Source organism: Geminicoccus sp. (genome assembly GCF_035556675.1).
In the GTDB taxonomy this organism is placed as follows: Bacteria; Pseudomonadota; Alphaproteobacteria; order Geminicoccales; family Geminicoccaceae; genus Geminicoccus.
Genome location: NZ_DATMFZ010000046.1, coordinates 1 through 19,913, shown reverse-complemented (window position 1 = coordinate 19,913; position 19,913 = coordinate 1). Strand labels below are relative to the sequence as shown.

Annotated in this window: 18 protein-coding genes and 1 tRNA gene; 13 read left to right on the top strand and 6 right to left on the bottom strand. The window is 69.3% G+C overall.

Annotated elements, in window-relative coordinates; translation table 11 throughout:
- The first annotated feature begins 126 nt into the window (after nucleotides 1–126).
- From VNS22_RS03445 to VNS22_RS03435, 3 genes are read left to right on the top strand one after another with little or no spacing between them, the layout of a single operon-like run.
- Nucleotides 127–1,398: an ROK family transcriptional regulator gene (locus VNS22_RS03445; RefSeq protein ID WP_325729633.1), complete on the top strand. Its 1,272-nt coding sequence runs from the start codon at nucleotides 127–129 to the stop codon at nucleotides 1,396–1,398.
- Nucleotides 1,395–2,306, top strand: coding sequence for an ROK family protein (locus VNS22_RS03440; protein ID WP_325729631.1), 912 nt, complete (start codon nucleotides 1,395–1,397; stop codon nucleotides 2,304–2,306). The genes VNS22_RS03445 and VNS22_RS03440 overlap by 4 nt, the downstream gene beginning before the upstream one ends.
- Before the next feature lie 14 nt (nucleotides 2,307–2,320).
- On the top strand, nucleotides 2,321–3,100 hold the full coding sequence (locus VNS22_RS03435) for an inositol monophosphatase (protein WP_325729629.1): 780 nt from the start codon (nucleotides 2,321–2,323) through the stop codon (nucleotides 3,098–3,100).
- Nucleotides 3,101–3,121: 21 nt separating this feature from the next.
- Here VNS22_RS03435 and VNS22_RS03430 read toward each other — a convergent pair whose 3' ends face one another.
- Nucleotides 3,122–3,805, bottom strand: a complete 684-nt coding sequence (locus VNS22_RS03430; RefSeq protein ID WP_325729627.1) for a DUF3313 domain-containing protein — start codon at nucleotides 3,803–3,805, stop codon at nucleotides 3,122–3,124.
- A 180-nt stretch (nucleotides 3,806–3,985) separates the two neighbouring features.
- Between VNS22_RS03430 and VNS22_RS03425 the strand changes: the two genes are divergently transcribed.
- Complete coding sequence (locus tag VNS22_RS03425; protein WP_325729625.1) at nucleotides 3,986–4,423, top strand: PPC domain-containing DNA-binding protein; 438 nt, start codon at nucleotides 3,986–3,988, stop codon at nucleotides 4,421–4,423.
- Nucleotides 4,424–4,426: 3 nt separating this feature from the next.
- On the opposite strand, the gene hemB is transcribed toward VNS22_RS03425, so the two are convergent.
- On the bottom strand, nucleotides 4,427–5,431 hold the full coding sequence (gene hemB, locus VNS22_RS03420; protein WP_325729624.1) for a porphobilinogen synthase: 1,005 nt from the start codon (nucleotides 5,429–5,431) through the stop codon (nucleotides 4,427–4,429).
- A 321-nt stretch (nucleotides 5,432–5,752) separates the two neighbouring features.
- Here hemB and VNS22_RS03415 point away from each other — a divergent pair, with 321 nt between their 5' ends.
- Nucleotides 5,753–6,211 carry a MarR family winged helix-turn-helix transcriptional regulator gene (locus tag VNS22_RS03415; protein WP_349261700.1) on the top strand — a complete coding sequence of 153 codons (459 nt, stop codon included), beginning with the start codon at nucleotides 5,753–5,755 and terminating at the stop codon, nucleotides 6,209–6,211.
- 5 nt (nucleotides 6,212–6,216) lie between these two features.
- Here the strand turns inward: VNS22_RS03415 and VNS22_RS03410 are convergent, their stop codons facing one another.
- On the bottom strand, nucleotides 6,217–6,765 hold the full coding sequence (locus tag VNS22_RS03410) for a DUF924 family protein (RefSeq protein ID WP_325729621.1): 549 nt from the start codon (nucleotides 6,763–6,765) through the stop codon (nucleotides 6,217–6,219).
- An 89-nt stretch (nucleotides 6,766–6,854) separates the two neighbouring features.
- Here VNS22_RS03410 and purB point away from each other — a divergent pair, with 89 nt between their 5' ends.
- Together purB and VNS22_RS03400 are read left to right on the top strand one after the other, a co-directional pair.
- Entirely contained in the window at nucleotides 6,855–8,171 is a 1,317-nt protein-coding gene (purB, locus tag VNS22_RS03405; RefSeq protein ID WP_325729619.1) for an adenylosuccinate lyase, read from the top strand.
- Between the two features lie 5 nt (nucleotides 8,172–8,176).
- Nucleotides 8,177–8,782: a hypothetical protein gene (locus tag VNS22_RS03400; RefSeq protein ID WP_325729617.1), complete on the top strand. Its 606-nt coding sequence runs from the start codon at nucleotides 8,177–8,179 to the stop codon at nucleotides 8,780–8,782.
- On the opposite strand, the gene hrpB is transcribed toward VNS22_RS03400, so the two are convergent.
- The 3 genes from hrpB to map all read right to left on the bottom strand — a co-directional run bounded on the left by hrpB (nucleotide 8,779) and on the right by map (nucleotide 13,131).
- A complete protein-coding gene (gene hrpB / locus VNS22_RS03395) occupies nucleotides 8,779–11,238 on the bottom strand; it encodes an ATP-dependent helicase HrpB (RefSeq protein WP_325729615.1) in 2,460 nt (819 codons plus the stop codon). The genes VNS22_RS03400 and hrpB overlap by 4 nt on opposite strands.
- 45 nt (nucleotides 11,239–11,283) lie before the next feature.
- On the bottom strand, nucleotides 11,284–12,117 hold the full coding sequence (gene radC, locus VNS22_RS03390; protein WP_414653309.1) for a RadC family protein: 834 nt from the start codon (nucleotides 12,115–12,117) through the stop codon (nucleotides 11,284–11,286).
- Between the two features lie 183 nt (nucleotides 12,118–12,300).
- Entirely contained in the window at nucleotides 12,301–13,131 is an 831-nt protein-coding gene (map, locus tag VNS22_RS03385) for a type I methionyl aminopeptidase (RefSeq protein ID WP_414653307.1), read from the bottom strand.
- A gap of 195 nt (nucleotides 13,132–13,326) precedes the next feature.
- On the opposite strand from map, the gene VNS22_RS03380 reads away from it, so the two are divergent.
- From VNS22_RS03380 to VNS22_RS03355, 6 genes are all read left to right on the top strand, one after another.
- Entirely contained in the window at nucleotides 13,327–14,073 is a 747-nt protein-coding gene (locus tag VNS22_RS03380) for a competence/damage-inducible protein A (protein WP_325729611.1), read from the top strand.
- A gap of 45 nt (nucleotides 14,074–14,118) precedes the next feature.
- Nucleotides 14,119–14,203, top strand: a tRNA-Leu gene (locus VNS22_RS03375).
- A 159-nt stretch (nucleotides 14,204–14,362) separates the two neighbouring features.
- Nucleotides 14,363–15,349 (top strand): NAD(P)-dependent alcohol dehydrogenase, encoded by a 987-nt coding sequence (locus VNS22_RS03370; RefSeq protein WP_325729609.1) that lies wholly within the window; start codon nucleotides 14,363–14,365, stop codon nucleotides 15,347–15,349.
- 72 nt (nucleotides 15,350–15,421) lie between these two features.
- Nucleotides 15,422–16,561: an epoxide hydrolase gene (locus tag VNS22_RS03365; protein WP_325729607.1), complete on the top strand. Its 1,140-nt coding sequence runs from the start codon at nucleotides 15,422–15,424 to the stop codon at nucleotides 16,559–16,561.
- 435 nt (nucleotides 16,562–16,996) lie between these two features.
- A complete protein-coding gene (locus VNS22_RS03360) occupies nucleotides 16,997–19,072 on the top strand; it encodes a PAS domain-containing protein (RefSeq protein ID WP_325729671.1) in 2,076 nt (691 codons plus the stop codon).
- 62 nt (nucleotides 19,073–19,134) lie between these two features.
- The coding region (locus tag VNS22_RS03355; RefSeq protein ID WP_325729605.1) for an NAD(P)/FAD-dependent oxidoreductase at nucleotides 19,135–19,913 on the top strand (779 nt) is incomplete at its 3' end.

The window sequence follows — 19,913 nt, the reverse complement described above, 5'->3', positions numbered from 1 at the left end:
ATAAATCCAAGTGATTTAACTATTGACCGGCCACGATCGTCGAGAGCAGCATCCAGCCGCTCCAAGGGTGCGGCCCGGTGTCTGACTGCCGGCTGCCATGGCCTCGTGAGCCGGGAGGCAATAGCAATGAACGGGCATGCCGTCGGCGGCAAGGATGGCCTGCGGGCCGTCGCCGACCTCGGCGGCGGGACCAATCAGATCGGCGGTCGCCTGTACAACGAGCGGCTGATTCTCTCGCTGATCCGGCGCGGCGGCAGCCTGTCCAAGGCGGCGATCGCGCGGCTGACCGGCCTGTCGGCGCAGACCGTGTCGGTGATCATCAGCAGTCTGGAGGCGGACGGGCTGCTCTTGCGGCACAGCCCGCAGCGCGGCCGGGTCGGCCAGCCTTCCGTACCGCTCGCGCTGGATCCGGAAGGTGCGTTCTCGCTGGGCATGAAGCTCGGCCGGCGCTCCAGCGACTTGGTCCTGATGGACTTCACCGGCGTGGTCCGCGCCAGTCTGCGCGAGACCTATGCCTATCCGACCCCTGAGCGGCTGCGCAGCTTCGTCGACCGCGGCTGCCGCATCCTGGCCAGCCGGCTATCCACGGCCCAGGCGGCCAGGATCCGCGGGCTCGGGCTGGCGGCACCCTTCGAGCTTTGGAGCTGGCAGCCGGAGCTGGGCGCGCCAGATCCGGTCACGAATGCCTGGCGCGGCTTCGACATTCCGGCGGCGGTGCAGGACATCTGCCCCTGGCCGGTCCACTACTGCAACGATGCCACCGCTGCCTGCGCGGCCGAGCTGGCCTTCGGCCATCAGCATGTCGCCGACTTCCTCTACTTCTTCGTTGGCTCGTTCCTCGGCGGTGGCATCGTCCTGAACGGCAAGCTGTTCCAGGGCCATAGCGGCAATGCCGGTGCGGTCGGCTCGCTGCCGGTGGGGGATGGCGGGCAGCGGCTGATCCGTACCGCCTCGCTCTACGTGCTGGAGCGGGAGCTGACCGAGCGTGGCCTGAACCCGCAGCACCTGTGGCGCTCCGACGACTGGTCCAGCCTGGGTGCTGCGCTGGACCGGTGGATCGAGCGCAGCGCGGAGAACCTGGCGGTCGCCTGCGTGGCCGGTCTTGCCGTGATCGACTTCCAGGCCGTCGTGATCGACGGCGCCTTCCCCGAGGCAGTGCGCGCCCGGCTGACCGACGCGGTGCGCGAGCGCTTCCTCCGGCAGGACCGCCAGGGGCTGACGGAGGCGGCGATCATCCCGGGCTCGATCGGCCCGAACGCGCGGGCGATCGGGGCCGCGAGCCTGCCGCTGCTGGCCGGATTCTCGCGCGACCCGGACGTGCTGTTCAAGGAGCGGGGCCGGCCCCAGGCAGTCGGCCCATCGGCAATGGCAACGGAACTGGACAAGAGGACGAGATGACGGTCCTGATCGGTGTCGACTGGGGCGGAACCAAGATCGAGGCGCTCGCCATGCGCCCCGACGGCACGGAACTGGTCCGGATCCGCAAGGACACCCCGGCCGGCGACTACGAGGCCTGCGTGCGCATGGTGGCCGACCTGGCGCTGGAGGCCGAGGCCAGGGCGGGCGAGGCGGGCCTGATCGGGATCGGCATCCCGGGCTCGCTCGACCCGCGCACCGGCATCGCCAAGGGCTGCAACTCCACCTGGTTGCTCGGCCGGCAGGTCGAGCAGGACGTGGTGGCGGCCCTGGGCGGCCGCGAGGTGCGGCTGGAGAACGACGCCGACTGCCTGGCCTCCTCGGAGGCGATCGACGGGGCAGGGGCCGGGCATCGGGTGGTGTTCGCGGTGATCCTCGGCACCGGCAACGGTGCCGGCATCGCCATCGACGGCCGGCCACACAGCGGGCCCAACAACAGTGCCGGGGAATGGGGCCACAGCCCGCTGCCCTACCCGGACCTGACCGAGATCCCGGGCACCCCCTGCTATTGCGGCAAGCATGGCTGCCAGGAGACCTGGACGTCCGGCACCGGTTTCCAGAACGACTATTTCCGCCACACCGGCAAGCGCGCCAAGTCCGTGGAGATCATGGCGCTCTACCGCGACGGCGACCGGCTGGCCAAGCTGGTCTTCGAGCGTTACGTGGACCGGCTGGCCCGCGGCCTCTCGGTGGTGGCCAACACGCTGGACCCGGACATCTTCGTGCTGGGCGGCGGCATGTCCAACATCGACGAGCTTTATCGCGACCTGCCGGAGCGGATCGCCCACTACACCTTCTCGCCGGTGTTCTACACGCAGGTGGTCAAGGCGAAGCACGGCGATTCATCGGGCGTGCGCGGCGCGGCCTGGCTCTGGAAGGATCGGATCTGAGGGTGGAAGCAGGCATGGACGAGATCGGCGCGCGGTTCGCGACCGCCAGCACGGTGATCCGCGAGGCGGGTGCCCTGGCGCTGGACTATTTCAAGAAGCTCGACCAGCTCACGATCAAGAGCAAGGGCCTCCAGGACATGGCCAGCGAGGCCGACCTGAACACCGAGCTCCTGATCAAGCGGCGCCTGGGCGAGGCCTTCCCGACCGATGCGTTTCTGGGCGAGGAGACCGGGGCCGCCGATTTCACCGGGGCCAGCGGCATCTGGGTGGTCGACCCAATCGACGGGACCCAGCCCTTCATCTCCGGGATCCGGACCTGGTGCATCTCGATCGCCTATGTCCGGGATGGCGAGATCGAGATGGGCCTGGTCTACGATCCATGCGCCGACGAGTTGTTCGCTGCCCGCCGCGGCGAGCCCGCCACCATGAACGACCGGCCGATCCGCCCGCATCCCGGGGCGGACTTCACCGCGGGCATCACCAGCGTCGGCTATTCCAACCGGATCACGCCGGCATCGGTGATCTCGGTGATGACCCGGCTCCTGAACGCGGGCGGCATGTTCCACCGCAGCGGGTCGGGCACGCTGTCGATCTGCTACGTCGCCTGCGGCCGGCTGCTGGGTTATGTGGAGGGCCACATGAACAGCTGGGACGCGCTGGCCGCGATCGCGGTGGTGCGCGGGGCTGGCGGCCGCACCAACGACTTTTTGGCCGATGACGGGCTCACCCGGGGCAACCCGATCATCGCCGCCCCGGCGCAGCTCTACGACCAGGTGGCGGCCCTGCTGGACTGATCCGTGCCGCGACCGGGGGCCTCAGCTGCTCCCGGCCACCCGGTCCATGCGCGCCACGATGTCCTCGGCGACGCGCTTGGCCACCGCGCGGGCGGTTTCCTCCGTGCCGAGGGTGGATTCGAGGTCGAAGGCCTTCGGGTTGACGTGGCGCTGAGTCACCACCAGCGACTTGCCGGTCTGGGAGTCGATCGCCTCGACCACGATCGTCACCGAGCCGGTGAGCGATCCGCCCGCCCCCATCGCCTCGCGGCCCAGGTTGATCGCGGCACTCATGGGGATGATCCGGGTGAGCGTCGATACAATCGGAACCGTCGAATCGATCTTCACCACGGTGAAGCGCAGCTTCAGCACGCCCGGCCCGGCCTCGCTCACCAGGTAGTCGCGCGAGCGGAGCAGGGCCAGCGTCTCGTCCGGCAGCATCTGCGCCATCTTCTGCGCCTCCTCCGGCGAGATGTCGCCGTAGTCGGCCCCCGGCCCCTGATATACGTGGGCCTCGGGCTCGATCATGACCTTGTGGTAGGCGTGCGGATCGAAGTCGGGATCGCGGTAGGTCCAGGCTTCCGAGAGACCTTGCTCGGGCGTCATCTTCGCCGTTTCCGCAGTCACCGGTGCCGGGCCATCCGCCGACCCGCCGCCGCCCTGGCAGCCGGTGATGATGACCGCGCTGGCCAGCGCCAGCAGAAGCCCGAATCGTTGCCTCGTCATTGTCAGCCTGACCCTGGAACCGCCCCACGGCAAAGCATCACGGCGCCGGTGCGCCGGGTCAATGATATACTCCAGATCAGAGTGGTAGAACTTTGCAGGTAATGGCCGCCGCCAGCGGGAGGGAACGGGTCACGACGCAAGGTCGTTCTGCCGGGCAGAGCAGATGGAGGAACGGCAGCGATGCAGGCCCGACAGATACACGAGGCGGATGGCCAGCGGACCTTCGCGGTAGTGCTGGATGCGGGCGACGAGGTGATGGCGTGCCTGGAAGCATTCGCCGTGGAGCATCGGATCGCAGCTGCCCAGATCACCGCGATCGGCGCCTTCAGCGAGGCGACCCTGGCCTTCTGGGACGGTGCCCGGAAGGAGTACCTGGAGATCCCGGTCGAGGATGCCACCGAGGTCGTGGCCATGCTGGGCGATGTCAGTGTCATGGAGGACGGCAAGCCGAAGCTGCACCTCCACGCCGTGCTGGGCCGCCGCGACGCCTCGACCCTGGGTGGCCACCTCCTGAAGGGCACGGTGGAGCCGACGCTCGAGGTCGTGCTGACCGAATCACCGGCGCATCTGCGCCGGGTCCACGACCCCGAGAAGGGCCTGCCGCTGATCCGCCTTTGAGCTTCAGCCCCCCTCGCGCAGCCGCCGGGCGATGTCGATGGCGGCATAGGTGAGGATGCCGTCCGCCCCGGCCCGCTTGAAGGCCAGCAGCGTCTCCATCATCGCGGCGTCGCCATCGATCCAGCCCTGTGCTGCCGCCGCCTTGATCACGGCATACTCGCCGCTGACCTGGTAGGCGAAAGTCGGGACGTCATAGGTCTCCTTCACCCGCCGGATGATGTCGAGATAGGGCAGGCCGGGCTTGACCATCACCATGTCCGCGGCCTCAGCCAGATCGGCCGCGACCTCGCGCAGCGCCTCCGCCGTATTGGCGGGGTCCATCTGGTAGGTCTTCTTGTCGGCGCGGCCGAGCGAGCGGCCGGAGCCGACCGCGTCGCGGAACGGCCCGTAGAAGGCCGAGGCGTACTTGGCGGCATATGACAGCAGGATCGTATCTTGGAAGCCCTGCTCGTCCAGCGCCGAACGCAGCGCGCCGATCCGCCCGTCCATCATGTCGGACGGCGCCACGATGTCACAGCCGGCGGCTGCCTGGCACAGGGCTTGGCGGCAGAGCGCCTCGATCGTCTCGTCGTTCAGGATCCGGCCGTCGCGGATCAGCCCGTCCTGGCCGTGCGAGGTGTAGGGGTCGAGCGCCACGTCGGTGATCAGCCCGATCTCCGGCACGGCGCGCCTGATCGCCCGCAGCGCCCGGCAGACCAGATTGTCCTCGTTCCACGCCTCGCGCCCGTCATCGGACTTGCGCTCGGACGGGGTCACCGGGAACAGGGCCAGGGCCGGAATGCCCAGGCTGGCGGCCTCCTCGGCGACGCCCACCAGCAGGTCGACCGACAGCCGCTCGACACCCGGCATGCTGGCTACGGCCTCGCGCTGGCCCTGTCCCTCCAGGATGAACACGGGCAGGATCAGGTCGCGCGGGCTCAGGGCGAACTCGGCCACCATGGCGCGGATCCAGGGGGTGCGCCGCAGCCGGCGAGGGCGTGAGCGCGGAAAAGCGGCGAACGGGGTCAATGCTGCTACCAGGACAGGTTGGAACCGCCCCAGAATAGATCAGCCGGACGCCGAGGTTAAACGTTCGCTTCCACCATGCGACCGGCCGTCGCGACGAACCTCACGAGCTTGGCGACCTCAGGTATCAGTGCCTGGCGCACTCTCACCATAGAATCGCTTAGTGGGTGAAAAATTAAAGAATCCGATATACCGATCGTTGACGTGCGGCGGGACTTTTCGTCAGTGTCTCAAGAGATGTAGATGGGCGGATCCTGGCGAACCGGCGGCCCAGACGAATGGTCGGCATGTTCAGGCCCCGCGCTGTCCCGATACGAGGGCGACGTGAAAGATCCATATCTCGTTTCCATCCGGTTGATCGAACGTCTCCATCGGCGCTTCCTCGATGTCATCAAGACCGAACTCGACCGGTTGGGCATTGAAGACATCAACAACGTGCAGACCCTGATCCTCTCGAACATCAATGAGGAGCAGCTGACCGTCGGCGAACTGACGGTGCGCGGCTACTATCTCGGTTCGAACGTGTCCTACAACGTCAAGAAACTGGTCGAGACCGGCTACCTGATTCAGGAACGCTCTTTCCACGACCGGCGGATGACGCGGGTGCGGCTTTCGCCCAAGGGCCTGGACCTGGTCGGCAAGATCGACGCGCTCTATGCCAAGAACGCGGAGGAACTGGCCGCTACGGGAATCGGCGCCGACCGCCTGTCCTCGGCCAACGACCTCCTGGGCTCGCTCGAGCGGTTCTGGAGCAACTATATCAGCCGCGCCTACCAGCGCTGAGCGCATCAGAACGACGAGTTCGGCTCCAGGAGGAAAGCCTCCTCCTCCGGCGTGGACGGGCGGCCGAGGATCTTGTTGCGGTGCGGGAAGCGACCGAACCTGGCGATGATCCGCCGATGCTGCTCCGCGTAGTCGAGCAGGCCCGGATCCTCCAATGTCGCCATGAGCCGGCAGGACAGATCCTGGTCGGCCAGCCGCTCGGAATGCTCGAACGGCAGATAGAGGAACAGACGCCGCTCCCGCGGCACCTGCCGGTCGAGGCCGGCCTCCAGCACGTCCCGCGCGATCTCGCGGGCCTTGGCATCCGAGGCGAAGGCAAGGGGCGTGCCCCGATGCACGTTGCGCGGAAACTGGTCCAGGACGATCAGGAGCGCCTGGGCGCCCTCGGGCGTGGCCGCCCAGTCGTCATGCGCACCGGCGGCAGCCGGGAGCAGGAGCCCGGCGAACCGGTCGCGGATGCGGGCGTCGAACGCGGGATCGACCTGGAACCAGGCCGCCTTGTCCGGCAGGTCAAACCAGAACGAGAGGATGTCGTCGACGTGATGGCGGCCCATGCTGCTCCTCGCCCGCAACCGTTCCGCGCTTCATATGCGGGCAAATGGGCGCTATCGGAACCCGCGAATCCCACCGGAGCCGATGCAAGATGATCCCGCGCTACGCCCGCCCCGAGATGACGGCGATCTTCTCGCCTGAAGAGAAGCTGCGCCTGTGGCTCGAGATCGAACTTTCCGCCGCCGAGGCGATGGCAGAACTGGGCCAGGTGCCGGCGGACGCGGTCGGTGCGCTGCGGGCCGCCACCACGGAGCGCATGGCCGAAATCATCGACCCGGCCGCAGTCGAGCAGATCGAGGCGGTCACGCGCCACGACGTGATCGCCTTTCTGACCCATCTGGAGAATTTGTGCGGTGCCGACACGCGCTTCCTCCATCTGGGCCTGACCAGCTCGGACCTGCTCGACACCACGCTCGCGGTCCAGCTCAGTCGCGCCGCCGACCTGCTGATCGCGGGGCTGGACCGGCTGCTGGCCGCGCTCAAGGCGCGTGCCCTGGAGCACCGAGCCACGCCCACGATCGGCCGCAGCCACGCGATCCATGCCGAACCCACCAGCTTCGGGGTGAAGCTCGCCGGCCATTTCGCCGAGTTCGCCCGCTGCCGGGCACGGCTGGTGGCCGGCCGGGCGGAGATCGCCACCTGCGCCATCAGCGGTGCGGTCGGCAGCTTCGCCAATGTCGATCCGGCGGTCGAGGCCAGAGTCGCCGCCAAGCTGGGCCTGGCCGTGGAGCCGGTCTCGACCCAGGTGATCCCGCGCGACCGCCATGCCGCCTTTACCGCCAGCCTCGCGATCACGGCGTCCGCGATCGAGCGCCTGGCGGTCGAGATCCGTCACCTCCAGCGCAGCGAGGTGCGTGAGGCTGAGGAGTTCTTCCACAAAGGCCAGAAGGGCAGCTCGGCCATGCCGCACAAGCGCAACCCGGTGCTGTCCGAGAACCTGACGGGCCTGGCGCGGATCGTGCGTGGCGCGGTGATTCCGGCCCTGGAGAACGTGGCGCTCTGGCACGAGCGCGACATCTCGCACAGTGCGGTGGAGCGCACCCTCCTGCCCGATGCCTGCATCGTCCTGGACTTCGCCCTGCACCGGGCCGCCGGCATGGTCGAGAAGCTGGTGGTCTATCCCGAGCGGATGCAGCGCAACCTCGACGCATCGCTGGGCCTGTGGAATGCCCAGCGCATCCTCCTGGCCCTGATCGACACCGGCATGCCCCGGCAGAAGGCCTACGAGCTGGTCCAGCGCAACGCGATGCGCGCCTGGGAGGCGGAGCAACCCTTCCTGGCCCAGCTCCAGGCCGACCCGGACGTGACCGCCCGGATCGAGCCGGCAGCGCTCGAAGAGCTGTTCGACCTGGGCTACCACCTCAAGCACGTCGACACGATCCTGGACCGCGTGTTCGGGACGGCCTGACGCCGGTGCGGACGGCCCTGACAGCGGCGGCACTGCTCCTGGGCCTCGCTGCCGGCCCCGCCCAGGCTGGTACCCTGGTGGAAGGCGTGCTCCGCGGGGTGCCGATCCGGCTGGAGACCGGCACCGACCCTCTCATGGTACGCGTCCGCCTGGGCCGAGCGGAGCTGCTGGTCGACCTCCAGCGGCATCTGATCGTGCCGCTCGAGCCGGCAGCCCTGCCGATCGATGGGGCCAGTCTGCCCGACGCGGAACCCGGCCAGCGCTTCGCCCTGACCCTCTGGGGCGGGCGGCGGCCGACGGTCGCGGGCGAGAAGGGCGCCTATTTCGTGCTGACCCGCCACGGCCGGACCTGTGGCGAGGTGCTGGCCGCCACCTGGACCCGGCCGCTCATTGCGCCACTGGTGGCGGCCGTTGATCTTCTGGAGCGCAGCCAGCCGTCGCTCCGGCCGGCGGAATGGCGAGACTGTGGCGCCGTTCCATTCCGCGCCTATGCCTTGCGGGGCTGGCCGCTGCTGGCAGGCGGGCTGGACAGCCGCCAGTTCGAGACCACCGGCATCAGCTTCGACCACCAGCCGGACGAGCGGCACTTCCAGCGGCCGGAGCCACTCTAGCGCGGCCTGACCCGCGCGGTCGCCTGGGCGCTGGCCGGATCGTCCGGCCAGAAATGCCTGGGGTAGCGGCCGCGCAGTTCCTTGCGCGCATCAGGCCAGCCGGTGCGCCAGAACCCGGCGAGGTCGCTGGTGATGGCGGCCGGCCGTTGCGCCGGCGAGAGCAGGTGGAGCACGCAGGCGATGCGCCCCTTTGCCAGCACGGGCCCGTGGGCGGCACCGAACATCTCCTGCAGGCGGACCGCCAGCACCGGTGGATCGCTCTCATAGTCGATCGCGTGGCGCGTGCCGGCCGGTGTGGTCCAGTGGGTCGGCAGCTCGGCATCCAGGCGCAGGCGCGCCGCATGGCCCAGCCGGGCAGAGAGCACCGCGTGCCAGTCGAGCGCCTCCGCGGCCCGCAGGGAGCGCAATCCGTCCAGCCAGCCGGCGAGTATGTCGGCAGCATCGCGGACCAGCCCTTCGTCCGACAGGTCCGGCAGGGCGGACTGTTCGCCGTCCAGCCGCCGCAGCAGCAGGACGCGGCGGCGCAACCGCTCGGCCGCGGGTGTAGCCGCGATCAGAGCCGGCAGGCGCGGCGCCAGAGCCTGGGCCAGCAGCTCGCCCGCTTGCTCGCGCGAGGGCTCGTCGTATCGCGCCGACAGCTCGATCGCCCCCAGCATCACTGCCTGCTTGGCCACCACCCGGCCGCTCGGCCCCTCCAGCTCCAGCACCGTCACGTCCCGCCGGCCCGCATCGGGCAGGTCGTCGGGTGATACCGCCGCGGCCAGCCGCACCCGGCCATCCGCACCCCGGTCGTCCAACTCGGCCGCCACCAGCCAGGGGGAGGTAGCCAGCGGCTCGGCTTGGTCGAGTAGGGCGCCGCGGCCGTTCGCCAGTCGATAGGATCCGGGTGCCCGGCGCCGGGCGATCCGGTCCGGGTAGGCGTGGGCCAGCAGGGCACCGGCGCGGGCGGGGTCGATCCGGTTGCGGTCGAAGCGGCCCTGGCCCAATTGCCGCGCGATCGACAGGGCCTGCTGGCGCCGGCCTGACTCGCCGCCGCCCCCCTGCAGCGCCTCCAGGCGCAGGGCTAGGTCGATCGAAGCGCTACCCGGCAGGAGGTCACGGCCTGACAGGAGGGCTGCGATCGCCACCGCGGTGTCGGCGAACCCGCTTCGCTCGCCGGCCAGCACCATGGCCGCCAGGCGCGGATGGACCGGCAGCCGCGCCATGCGCCGGCCGAGTGCGGTCACCGCACCGTCCACGTCCAGCGCACCCAGCAGCCGGAGCGTGTCAGTGGCAGCGGACATGGCTGCTGCCGGCGGCAGATCCAGCCAGGCGAGGCTCGCCGCATCCCGCACGCCCCAGACCCGCAGCTCCAGCACCAGCGGAACCAGGTCGCTGTCCAGAATCTCGGGGCGCGGCTGGGCAGCCAGCTGCCGCTCCTCCAGGGCCGACCACAGGCGCAGGCAGATGCCAGGCTCCAGCCGCCCGGCGCGGCCGCGGCGCTGTTCGGCATTGGCCAGCGCGATCCTGCGGGTGGTGAGCACGGCCGTGCCAGTGCGCGGGGAGAAACTCGGCTTGCGGGTCAGGCCGCTGTCCACCACCACCCGCACGCCCTCGATGGTGAGGCTGGTCTCGGCGATGTCCGTGGCGAGCACGATCTTGCGGATGCCCGAGCGTGCGGGCCGGATCGCCCGATCCTGCGCCTCCTTGGAAAGATCACCATAAAGCGGATGGACCTCCACTCCCGGCTGGCCGGCCAGCCGGCCGGACAGGTAGGCGGCGGCACGGCCGATCTCGGCCTGGCCCGGCAGGAAGGCCAGGACCGAGCCTCGCTCCGTCGCGACGGCCTCCAGGCAGGCACGCGCCACCGCCCGGTCGACCGGCTCGTCCGGATCGCGGCCGAGATGGCGCACGGCCACCGGGAACATCCGACCTTCGCTGCGGATCACCGATGCATCGCCCAGCAGGCTTGCTACCGCCACGCCGTCCAGCGTCGCCGACATCACCAGGATGCGCAGGTCCGGGCGCAGTGCTGCCCGGCTCTCCAGGGTCAGCGCCAGGGCCAGGTCGACATCGAGCGAGCGCTCGTGGAATTCGTCGAAGATCACCGCTGCCACGCCCGGCAGCTCGGGATCGGCCTGGAGCCGGCGCAGATAGAGCCCTTCGGTCAACACCTCGATCACGGTGGCCGGGCCGATGCTACGCTCGAAACGCATCGCATAGCCCACCGTCTCGCCGGTACGCTCACCCAAAAGATCGGCCATCCGGCGCGCCGCGGCGCGTGCTGCCAGCCGGCGGGGCTCCAGCACGATCAGCCGGCCGCCCTGGCGCCAGGATGCCTCCAGCAGAGCCAGCGGCACCAGGGTAGTCTTGCCGGCACCGGGCGGCGCCTCGAGCACGGCAGCACCCGGTCCGGCCAGGGCCTGGACGAGCGCCGGGAGGACGTCGCGGACGGGAAGATCGGGCAGGTCGGGCATGGCGCCGCCCAGCTAGCAGATCGGGCGCTCGGCTTTAAGCCGCCGCTAGATCAGCTGCTCGGTGCGGAAACTCAGGTGCCGGCCCTTGCCGATGATCACATGGTCGTGGAGCTCGATGCCGGCGGCCTTGAGCAGGACGGCCACCTCCCTGGTCATCTCGACATCGGCCCTGGACGGGGTCGGATCGCCCGAGGGGTGGTTATGGACCATGATGATCGCCGCGGCATCCAGCTCCAGGCAGCGCTTGAGCACCTCGCGCGGGTAGAGCGGCGTGTGGTCGACGGTGCCGCGGCTCTGCACCTCGTCGCGCAGGAGGATGTTCTTGCGGTCCAGGAACAGGATGCGGAAATGCTCCGTGCCCTCGTGGCTCATGCTGACGGCCAGGTAGTCGATCAGCGCGGTCCAGGAGCCGATCAGCGGTCGCTCCTTCACCGCCTCCTTCAGGACGCGTCGCATCAGCTGATGGATGGCCTTGAGCAGGATGCGGGTGAAGCGCAGGTCCTCGTCGACCTGGGCACGACGCTCCTCCCCAACCGCCGTGGAATCCGGGCCGAAGACCTCGGCATAGCGCTCGGGCGCTGCCGCCAGCACGCCGCCCAGCCCGCCGAACCGATCGATCAGCGCCTTGGCGATCGGCTTGGTGTCCCGGCGATGGACCGAAAAGAACAGGAGCAGTTCCAGGAGCTCGTAGTCCGCGAGTGCCGTCTCGTCGCGGGCCTCGGCAAACCGGCCGCGCAGCCGCTCGCGATGGCCGTGATAATGCTTGCTGCCCCAGCTCCAGCCCTTGCCGGGCTCCACGGGCGCCGCCTCGGCCAGGCCCGGCGCCACCGTCGCGAGCCCGTCGGCGAAGCTGCGGAGCGCGGCTTCGGAGGGCAGCAGCCAAGCCTTGCGGCTGCCATCGAAGCGGGCGTCGTGGGACTTCAGCCGGTCCTTGAACGACCAGGTCCGGCCGACGATCACGAAGCGGGCAATGCCCGAGGCATCGGTCTCGCACGCCGCCGAGAGTCCGTGCGAGCGGAGGCTGGCGGCGATGTCGGGATCGATGCCGAACACCGATCCGCCTCAGGCCGGGCGGGGCAGGGTGAAGATCTCCACGCCGCTGGCCGTCACCCCCACCGTGTGCTCGAACTGGGCGGACAGGCCGCCATCGGCGGTCACCACCGTCCAGCCGTCGTCCAGGCATCGCGTCGCATGGGCGCCCTCGTTCACCATCGGCTCGATCGTGAAGAACATGCCGGGCTGGAGCGTCAGGTCGCGATCCTCGTCCAAGTGGTGCAGGACCTGCGGCGGCTGGTGGAACTCCCGGCCGATGCCGTGCCCGCAATAGCTGCGCACCACGCTGAAGCCGGCCGCCTCGACCAGTTCCTGGACCGCCCGGCCGATCGCCGACAGGCGGCCGCCCGGCCGCACCGCCGCCACACCGGCAGCCAGGGCCGCCTCGCTCACCTCCAGCAGAAGCCGGCGGCGGGCATCGATCTCGCCCACCGCGAAGGTCCGGCAGCAGTCGCCGTGCCAGCCCCCGAGTTCCACCGTGATGTCGATCTTGAGCAGGTCGCCGGCTGCCAGCGGCCGATCATTCGGCATGCCATGGCAGACCACCTCGTTCGGCGACATGCAGGTCGCGAACGGATAGCCCCGGTAGCCGAGCGGGGCGGGCAGGGCGCCGTGGTCGCGGATGAACGCCTCGCACGTAGCATCCAGTTCCCTGGTGGTGGCACCTTGGCGGACCAGCGGCGCGATCATCGCCAGCGTCGCCGCGGCGAGGCGGCCGGCGCTGCGCATGGCCGCGAAATCCTGGGGTCGGTGCAGCGGGACACTGGGCGCACGGACATTCCTTCGGACGTGCTTGGCGCGACGACCACCGGAATTAAACCAATGGTAGAATTTGCTCAAGTTCCTTCTCGTCGGCTGACGGTGGTACTGCAAGGGCCGGACAGGACCAATGCCGGACATGGACATGGCGGGCTGCAGGGAGCCCATGTAGGTTCCAGGCAGCCCCGTCGACTAGGCTGGCCGGACCGGCGCGCGCAAGCCGTCCGTGCCGGCGCCTAAAGGCGGTGCCTGTCACCCTGCGGGAGCCGAAGCGACATGAGTGAGCAGCCGACCGCCGCGGTCCTGATCATCGGCAACGAGATCCTTAGTGGCCGGACCCAGGACGTGAACCTCGCGCACATCGCGCGCGAGCTGGGCGAGATCGGCGTGCGCCTGGCCGAGGCGCGGGTCGTGCCCGACATCGAGGCGGAGATCGTGGACGCGCTGAACGCGCTGCGCCGCCGCTACACCTATGTCTTCACCACGGGCGGCATCGGCCCGACCCATGACGACATCACCTCGGCCTGTGTGGCCAAGGCATTCGGCCTGCCGTTCGGCCGCCACCCGGAAGCCGAACGGCGCCTGCTCGCATATTTCCCGCCGGAGAAGGTCAACGCAGCACGGATGCGCATGGCCGAGACCCCGGAAGGGGCAGAGCTGATCGACAACCCGGTCAGCATTGCGCCGGGCTTCCGGGTCGAGAACGTCTATGTGCTGGCAGGCGTGCCGGCGATCATGCGGGCCATGTTCGACGGCATCAAGGCGCGGCTGAAGGGCGGCCCGCGCCTCAAGTCGAAGAGCCTCACCCTGTTCACGCCGGAAGGCGAGGTCGCCGAGGCACTGGGCAAGATCCAGCAGGACCATGCCGGGATCGACATCGGCAGCTACCCGTTCACCCGCGACGGCCGCTACGGCACCACCATCGTGTTCCGTGGGACCGACGAGGCACAACTCGACTCCGGCTATGCCCAGCTCACCGCCTGGGCGTTGGAGCGTGGGGTCGAAACCAAGGCCGAACCTTGAGCCCGGTTCCGCACCCGCCGCCGGCTTGCTAGGTTCGCCCCGCAGCCCCGCTTGGCGGAACAGGTAGACGCAAGCGACTTAAAATCGCTCGCCTCCGGGCATGCCGGTTCGAGTCCGGCAGCGGGGACCAATCTCGCGAAAGTAGAATTAAACGCTATAATTGGCGAGCCGCCACCGGTCGAGCCGACTCATTTCCGACACTATCATCCATGATACTACATGCTTCTTTTGTGCGTACTTCCAGCAGAGAAGCCGGCGCACTAGCTTGCTGTCCGAAAGGAGGCAACTCATGCGTCGCTACCGAATCACTGGCCGAGAGCATCCGACGGTCGTACTGGAAGAGACCGAGGACCTGGATCCCGGTCACGGCGAGCTTCGGGTCGATCTTCGGGCCGCGTCCCTGAACTATCGCGACCTGGTCGTGGCCAAGCGCTTTACCGACGTGGTGCCGCTGTCGGATGGTGCCGGCATCGTTTCCGCCATCGGCAGCGGTGTCGAGGGGTTCGCCATCGGCGACCGGGTGGTCATCGGCTTCATGCCGGGATGGGTCGAAGGCGAGTTCAGCGAGGCGAAGAAGGCATCGAGCCTGGGCGGTCCCGGTGTCGACGGCGTGCTGGCCGAACAGATCGTCGTACCCGCCACGGGCGTGGTCCATCTGCCCGATCCGATCTCGTTCGAGGCGGCCTCGACCCTGCCCTGTGCCGGCGTCACCGCTTGGTCGGCGCTGTTCGAGCGGCGCCCCGTCCAGCCGGGCGAAACCGTGCTGCTGCTGGGCACCGGCGGCGTGTCGATCTTCGCGCTGCAGCTGGCCAAGCTGGCGGGGGCCCGGGTGATCATCACGTCCAGCTCGGATGCCAAGCTGGAGCGGGCCCGGGCGCTCGGGGCGGATCATGTAATCAACTATACGGCGCGGCCCGACTGGGAGGAGGAGGTGCTGGGGCTGACCGGTGGCATCGGCGCCGACCTGGCGGTCGACGTCGCCGGCCCGGCCACGCTCAGCAAGACCTTGCGGGCGACCCGCTTCGGCGGGCGGATCTCGCTGATGGGTGTGCTGACCGGGTTCGGCGGCGAGGTCGACACCGGTGCCATCCTCGAAAAGCGCATCACCCTTCAGGGCATCTATGTCGGCCCGGTGGCCACGCTGCGGGCCCTGATCGCGACCGGCATCAAACCTGAGATCGATCGCGTGTTCCCGTTCGAGGAGGCGGATGCCGCCTACCAGGCCCTGCGGGCGGCCGGCCATGTCGGGAAGCTGGTGGTGCAAATCGGCGACTGACAAGACGCGTCCCGGGGGATCGGGCGGGCGGGCGGCCAGCACAGCGGCCGCCCGGCAGCTTGGGAGATGGACATGATCTCGCCCTACCGGATCGAAGTTCCCGACGAACGGCTCGCCGCCATCATGGCGAAGGTCGCAGCCTATGACTGGAGTCAGCTTCCGGACGTGGGTGGCTGGAAGGCTGGTGTCGGCATCGCCGACCTGAAGCGACTCGTCGCATACTGGCGGGACAGCTACGACTGGCGCGCGGTGGAGGGCCGCCTTAACCAGCTTCCCCATTTCATCACCGACATCGAAGGCGAGCGGATCCATTTCATCCATGTGCGCGGCGACGGCTCCAAACCGCCCGTCCTGCTGCTCCATGGCTGGCCGGGCTCGTTCCTCGAGTTCGAGCATATCTGGGAGCCGCTGGCGCAGGACGGGCACGACGTCATCGTACCCTCGCTGCCGGGCTTCGCCTTCTCCCAGCCGATCACCGGCGTCATCGGTCCGCGTCGTGCCGGCGCGCTCATGCACGGCCTGATGGCCCGGCTGTTCGAGGAGCGCCGCTATGTCGTGCAGGGTGGCGACTGGGGCGCGCACATTGCGAGCTGGATGGCCCATGAACGGCCGGCTGCGCTGCTGGGCTTCCACATCAACATGGTCAGCATCCTGGGCGAGGACGTGCGGCCGACCACGCCCGAGGCGCAGGACCTGATCTCCCGTCGCGCGGCGATCCTTGACCTGGAAACCGGCTACAACCACGAGCAGGAAACGCGTCCGCAGACCCTGGGCGCGGCCCTGGCCGACAGCCCAGTCGGGGCTGCCGGATGGATTCTCGAGAAGTTCGGGCAGTGGGCGGATCTGCCCAGGCGGAGTGACGGCAGCCCGGACCTGTGGAGCAGGTTCTCCGAAGGGGAACTGCTCACCAACATCATGCTCTATTTGGCTCCGTCCTCGATGGTCACAGCGACCTGGATCTATCGCGGCAAGCGCCTGGAGGGATCGAGCCGGTTCCCGGCCGGCACGCGCGTGCGCGCACCGTTGGGCGTGGCGGCGTTCCCCGATCCCGTGTTCCTGCCCACGCCTCGCTCGCTCGTCGAGCAGACCTACAACGTCGTCCACTGGAGCGACATGACGTCGGGCGGGCACTTCGCCGCCCTGGAGCAGCCGGAGCTGATGCTGGTGGACCTGCGGGCCTTCATCGGCAAGCTGCCGCAGGACCGGGCGTGACGGCGGGTTCTCCTGTTGCTGGAATCCGCCTCGTCCCGAGATCGGACATCGCCTCATGGCTGAAGGAGCTTGCCAGGGCGTATCGCGCGTAAATCCAGTGCCTCGACCGGCGGGAACGGTCACACCTGGGTCACCTGGTCGCCGACGAGGCGCGATGCCATGGCGAGGCGATCGGGCCGGAAGGCCAGTGAAAGATGCCGGCAGACGACGTCGCGGCCATCCCCCTCCTAACTTCGAGATCGACGTCCTCGTCTGTGATCCGGGCGCAGATCCGGCACTGAGCCAGCCGGCACGGGGACAGTGGGGGCAGGGCACCGGTGCTGCGATCCCGCTCGCGTTCGCCGGACCGCCTCGTTAGAATAGTGCCAGGATATTGCCTGCGCAGGGCCGGCAGGCTGGAGATGCGGTCTGTTTCGTGCACCCGCTTTGAGTACCGTGGATCTGGCCGGGCTGTTCAACGCCTCGCCCAATCCGTACGTCATCCTGGACCGCAACTTCGACATCGTCGGCATGAACGACGCCTATCTGCGCGTCACCATGCGCGAGCGCGACCAGCTGGTCGGCCGCAATATGTTCGACGCGTTCCCGAGCGATGCGGATGCGCCGAGCGGTCGGGCGCTGCGGGCGTCCCTGGCGCGGGTCGTGGCGGACAAGGCGGTCGACCATCTTTCGCTGATCCACTACGCGATCGCTAGGCCGGACGGTACGCTGGTGGACCGCTACTGGAGCGCCACCCACACGCCCATGTTCGACGAGCGGGGCGAGGTGGCGTTCGTGCTGCAGCACACGGTGGACGTCACCGAGCTCCACCGGCTGCGTGTCGGCGGTGCCGCCGGGTCGATCCACATCACCGAAGGGGTGCTGCGGCGGGCGGAGGCGGTCCAGATCGCCAACCAGGCGCTGGACGCCGAGCGCAGCAACCTGCGGGAGATGTTCGAGCAGGCGCCCAGCTTCATGGCGCTGCTGCGCGGCCCAGACCATGCATTCGAGCTGGCCAATGCCGCCTATCTCCGCCTGGTCGGCCGCCCGGTAGTCGGCAAGACGGTGCGCGAGGTACTGCCGGAACTCGGCAGCCAGGGCCATCTCGAGGTGCTGGAGCGGGTGTTCGCCACCGGCGAGCCGTTCGTCGGTCAGAGCGTGCGCGTCGTCCTCGCGGCCCCGGACCGCCTGTCCTCGTCGGAGCATTTCCTGGACCTGATCTACCAGCCGGTGCGCGACGCCTCGGGCAGCGTGATCGGCATTTTCGTCCAGGGCCACGACATCACCGAGCAGAAGCGGGCGGAGCAGGCGCTCTACGAGCTGAACGCGACCCTGGAGCAGCAGATCGCCGAACGGACCCGCGAATTGCGGGCCAACGAGGAGGCCCTGCGTCAGGCGCAGAAGATGGAGGCGGTGGGGCAGCTCACCGGCGGCATCGCGCATGACTTCAACAACATGCTTCAGGGCATCTCCGGCAGCCTGGAGATGGTGCGGCGCCGGATCGGCCAGGGGCGCATCGACGAGGTGGACCGCTATCTGAACGGCGCGCGCGAGGCGATCGAGCGGGCCGCCAACCTCACCCACCGCCTCCTCGCGTTCGCCAGGCGCCAGACCCTGCAGCCCCGGCCGACCGATGTGGCGGAGCTGGTGCGCGGCATGAAGGACTTCATCCGCCGTTCGGTCGGCCCGGAGGTGCAGATCGAGGTCGGCCTGCAGGGCCAGGTCGGCCTGGTGCTGTGCGACGCCAACCAGCTTGAGAGCGCGCTGCTCAACCTGTGCATCAACGCGCGCGACGCGATGCCGGGCGGCGGGCGGATCCTGATCACCGTCGCGGAGGTGAGCCTGACGGCGGCCGACCTGACCGAGCGCGACGACCCGCCAGCCGGCGCGTTCGTCGAGATCACGGTCGCCGACAATGGTGTGGGCATGCCGCCGGAGGTGCTGGCCCATGCGTTCGAGCCGTTCTTCACCACCAAGCCCATCGGCCAGGGGACCGGGCTCGGCCTCAGCCAGATCTACGGCTTCGTCCACCAGTCGGGCGGGCTCCTGCGCACGACCAGCGCACCCGGCCAGGGAACCGCCATCCGGATCTACCTGCCCCGCCACGAGGGTGCCGCGGCCGTCACCGCCGAGCCCGTTCGGCCGGCCCCCACCATGGGCGAGACCGGCCGGACCGTGCTCCTGGTCGAGGACGACGAGGCGATTCGGCGGGTGACCGCCGAGCGGCTGGCCGAGGCCGGCTACCGTGCGCTGCAGGCGGCCGATGGTCGCGAGGCCCTGGCGATCCTGTCGGAGCGGCGCCGGGTCGACCTGCTGCTGACCGATGTGGGTCTGCCGGGAATCCCGAATGGCCGGCAGCTGGCCGAGATCGCCCGGACGAACCGGCCCGGCCTCGCCGTTCTGTTCATCACCGGCTATGCCGGCGCACGGCTGGAGCGACATCTGGGCGAGGGCACCGAGCTCCTGGTCAAGCCGTTCTCGTTCGACATGCTGCACGCGAAGGTGCAGGCGCTGCTGCAGGTGAACGCCTGACCCATGGCAGCCTTGCCGGAAACGGAAGCAGCACAGCGGTATCCAGGGGACCGGGCAGGAGCATGGCAGATGCGGGACAGGACGGTGCGCGGCGTCTGATCGTGGTCGGTGCCGGGTTCGGCGGGCTGAGCTGCGTCCAGGCACTGGCCGGTGCCCGGCTGCGCATCACCCTGGTCGACCGGCGCAACTACCATCTCTTCCAGCCGCTGCTCTACCAGGTCGCGACCGCCGCCCTGTCGCCCGCGGACATTGCCTGGCCGATCCGCAGCATCCTGCGCCGCCAGGCGAACGTCGAGGTGCAGCTGGGCCGGGTCGTCGCCGTGGACCATGCGGTGCGTGAGGTCGCCTTGGGCGACGGGCGGCGCCTGACCTATGACTGGCTGGTGCTCGCCACCGGCGCACGCCATGCCTATTTCGGCCATGACGAGTGGGAGGAGCTGGCCCCGGGCCTCAAGCGCATCGCCGACGCGACCCAGATCCGCGAGCGGATCCTGACCAGGCTGGAGCAGGCGGAGCTGGCCGACGACCCCGCCATGAGGCGCCGGCTGCTCACCTTCGTGGTGGTAGGGGGCGGCCCCACTGGGGTGGAGATGGCAGGCGCCATCGCCGAGCTCACCCGCTACGCGCTGGCCCGCGACTTCCGGCGGATCGGCGCGGCTGATGCCCGAGTGGTGCTGATCGAGGGCAGTGACCGCGTGCTGGGCGCATTTCCCGCGGAAATGTCGGCCAAGACCGAGCGGGCCCTGGCGAGGCTGGGCGTGGAGCTGCTGCTCTGCCATCAGGTAACCGCGATCGACGAAAGCGGGGTAACCGCCGCCGGCCTGCACATCCCGGCAGGCTC

Excerpts from the sequence above, each read along its gene's own strand:
- VNS22_RS03425 (WP_325729625.1), top strand. The coding sequence starts at position 3,986 with ATGCAGGCCCGACAGATACACGAGGCGGATGGCCAGCGGACCTTCGCG.
- VNS22_RS03370 (WP_325729609.1), top strand. The coding sequence starts at position 14,363 with ATGCGTCGCTACCGAATCACTGGCCGAGAGCATCCGACGGTCGTACTG.
- VNS22_RS03445 (WP_325729633.1), top strand. The coding sequence starts at position 127 with ATGAACGGGCATGCCGTCGGCGGCAAGGATGGCCTGCGGGCCGTCGCC.
- VNS22_RS03440 (WP_325729631.1), top strand. The coding sequence starts at position 1,395 with ATGACGGTCCTGATCGGTGTCGACTGGGGCGGAACCAAGATCGAGGCG.
- VNS22_RS03435 (WP_325729629.1), top strand. The coding sequence starts at position 2,321 with ATGGACGAGATCGGCGCGCGGTTCGCGACCGCCAGCACGGTGATCCGC.
- hrpB (WP_325729615.1), bottom strand. The coding sequence starts at position 11,238 with ATGCCCGACCTGCCCGATCTTCCCGTCCGCGACGTCCTCCCGGCGCTC.
- VNS22_RS03410 (WP_325729621.1), bottom strand. The coding sequence starts at position 6,765 with ATGGGCCGCCATCACGTCGACGACATCCTCTCGTTCTGGTTTGACCTG.
- VNS22_RS03365 (WP_325729607.1), top strand. The coding sequence starts at position 15,422 with ATGATCTCGCCCTACCGGATCGAAGTTCCCGACGAACGGCTCGCCGCC.
- purB (WP_325729619.1), top strand. The coding sequence starts at position 6,855 with ATGATCCCGCGCTACGCCCGCCCCGAGATGACGGCGATCTTCTCGCCT.
- VNS22_RS03430 (WP_325729627.1), bottom strand. The coding sequence starts at position 3,805 with ATGACGAGGCAACGATTCGGGCTTCTGCTGGCGCTGGCCAGCGCGGTC.
- VNS22_RS03380 (WP_325729611.1), top strand. The coding sequence starts at position 13,327 with ATGAGTGAGCAGCCGACCGCCGCGGTCCTGATCATCGGCAACGAGATC.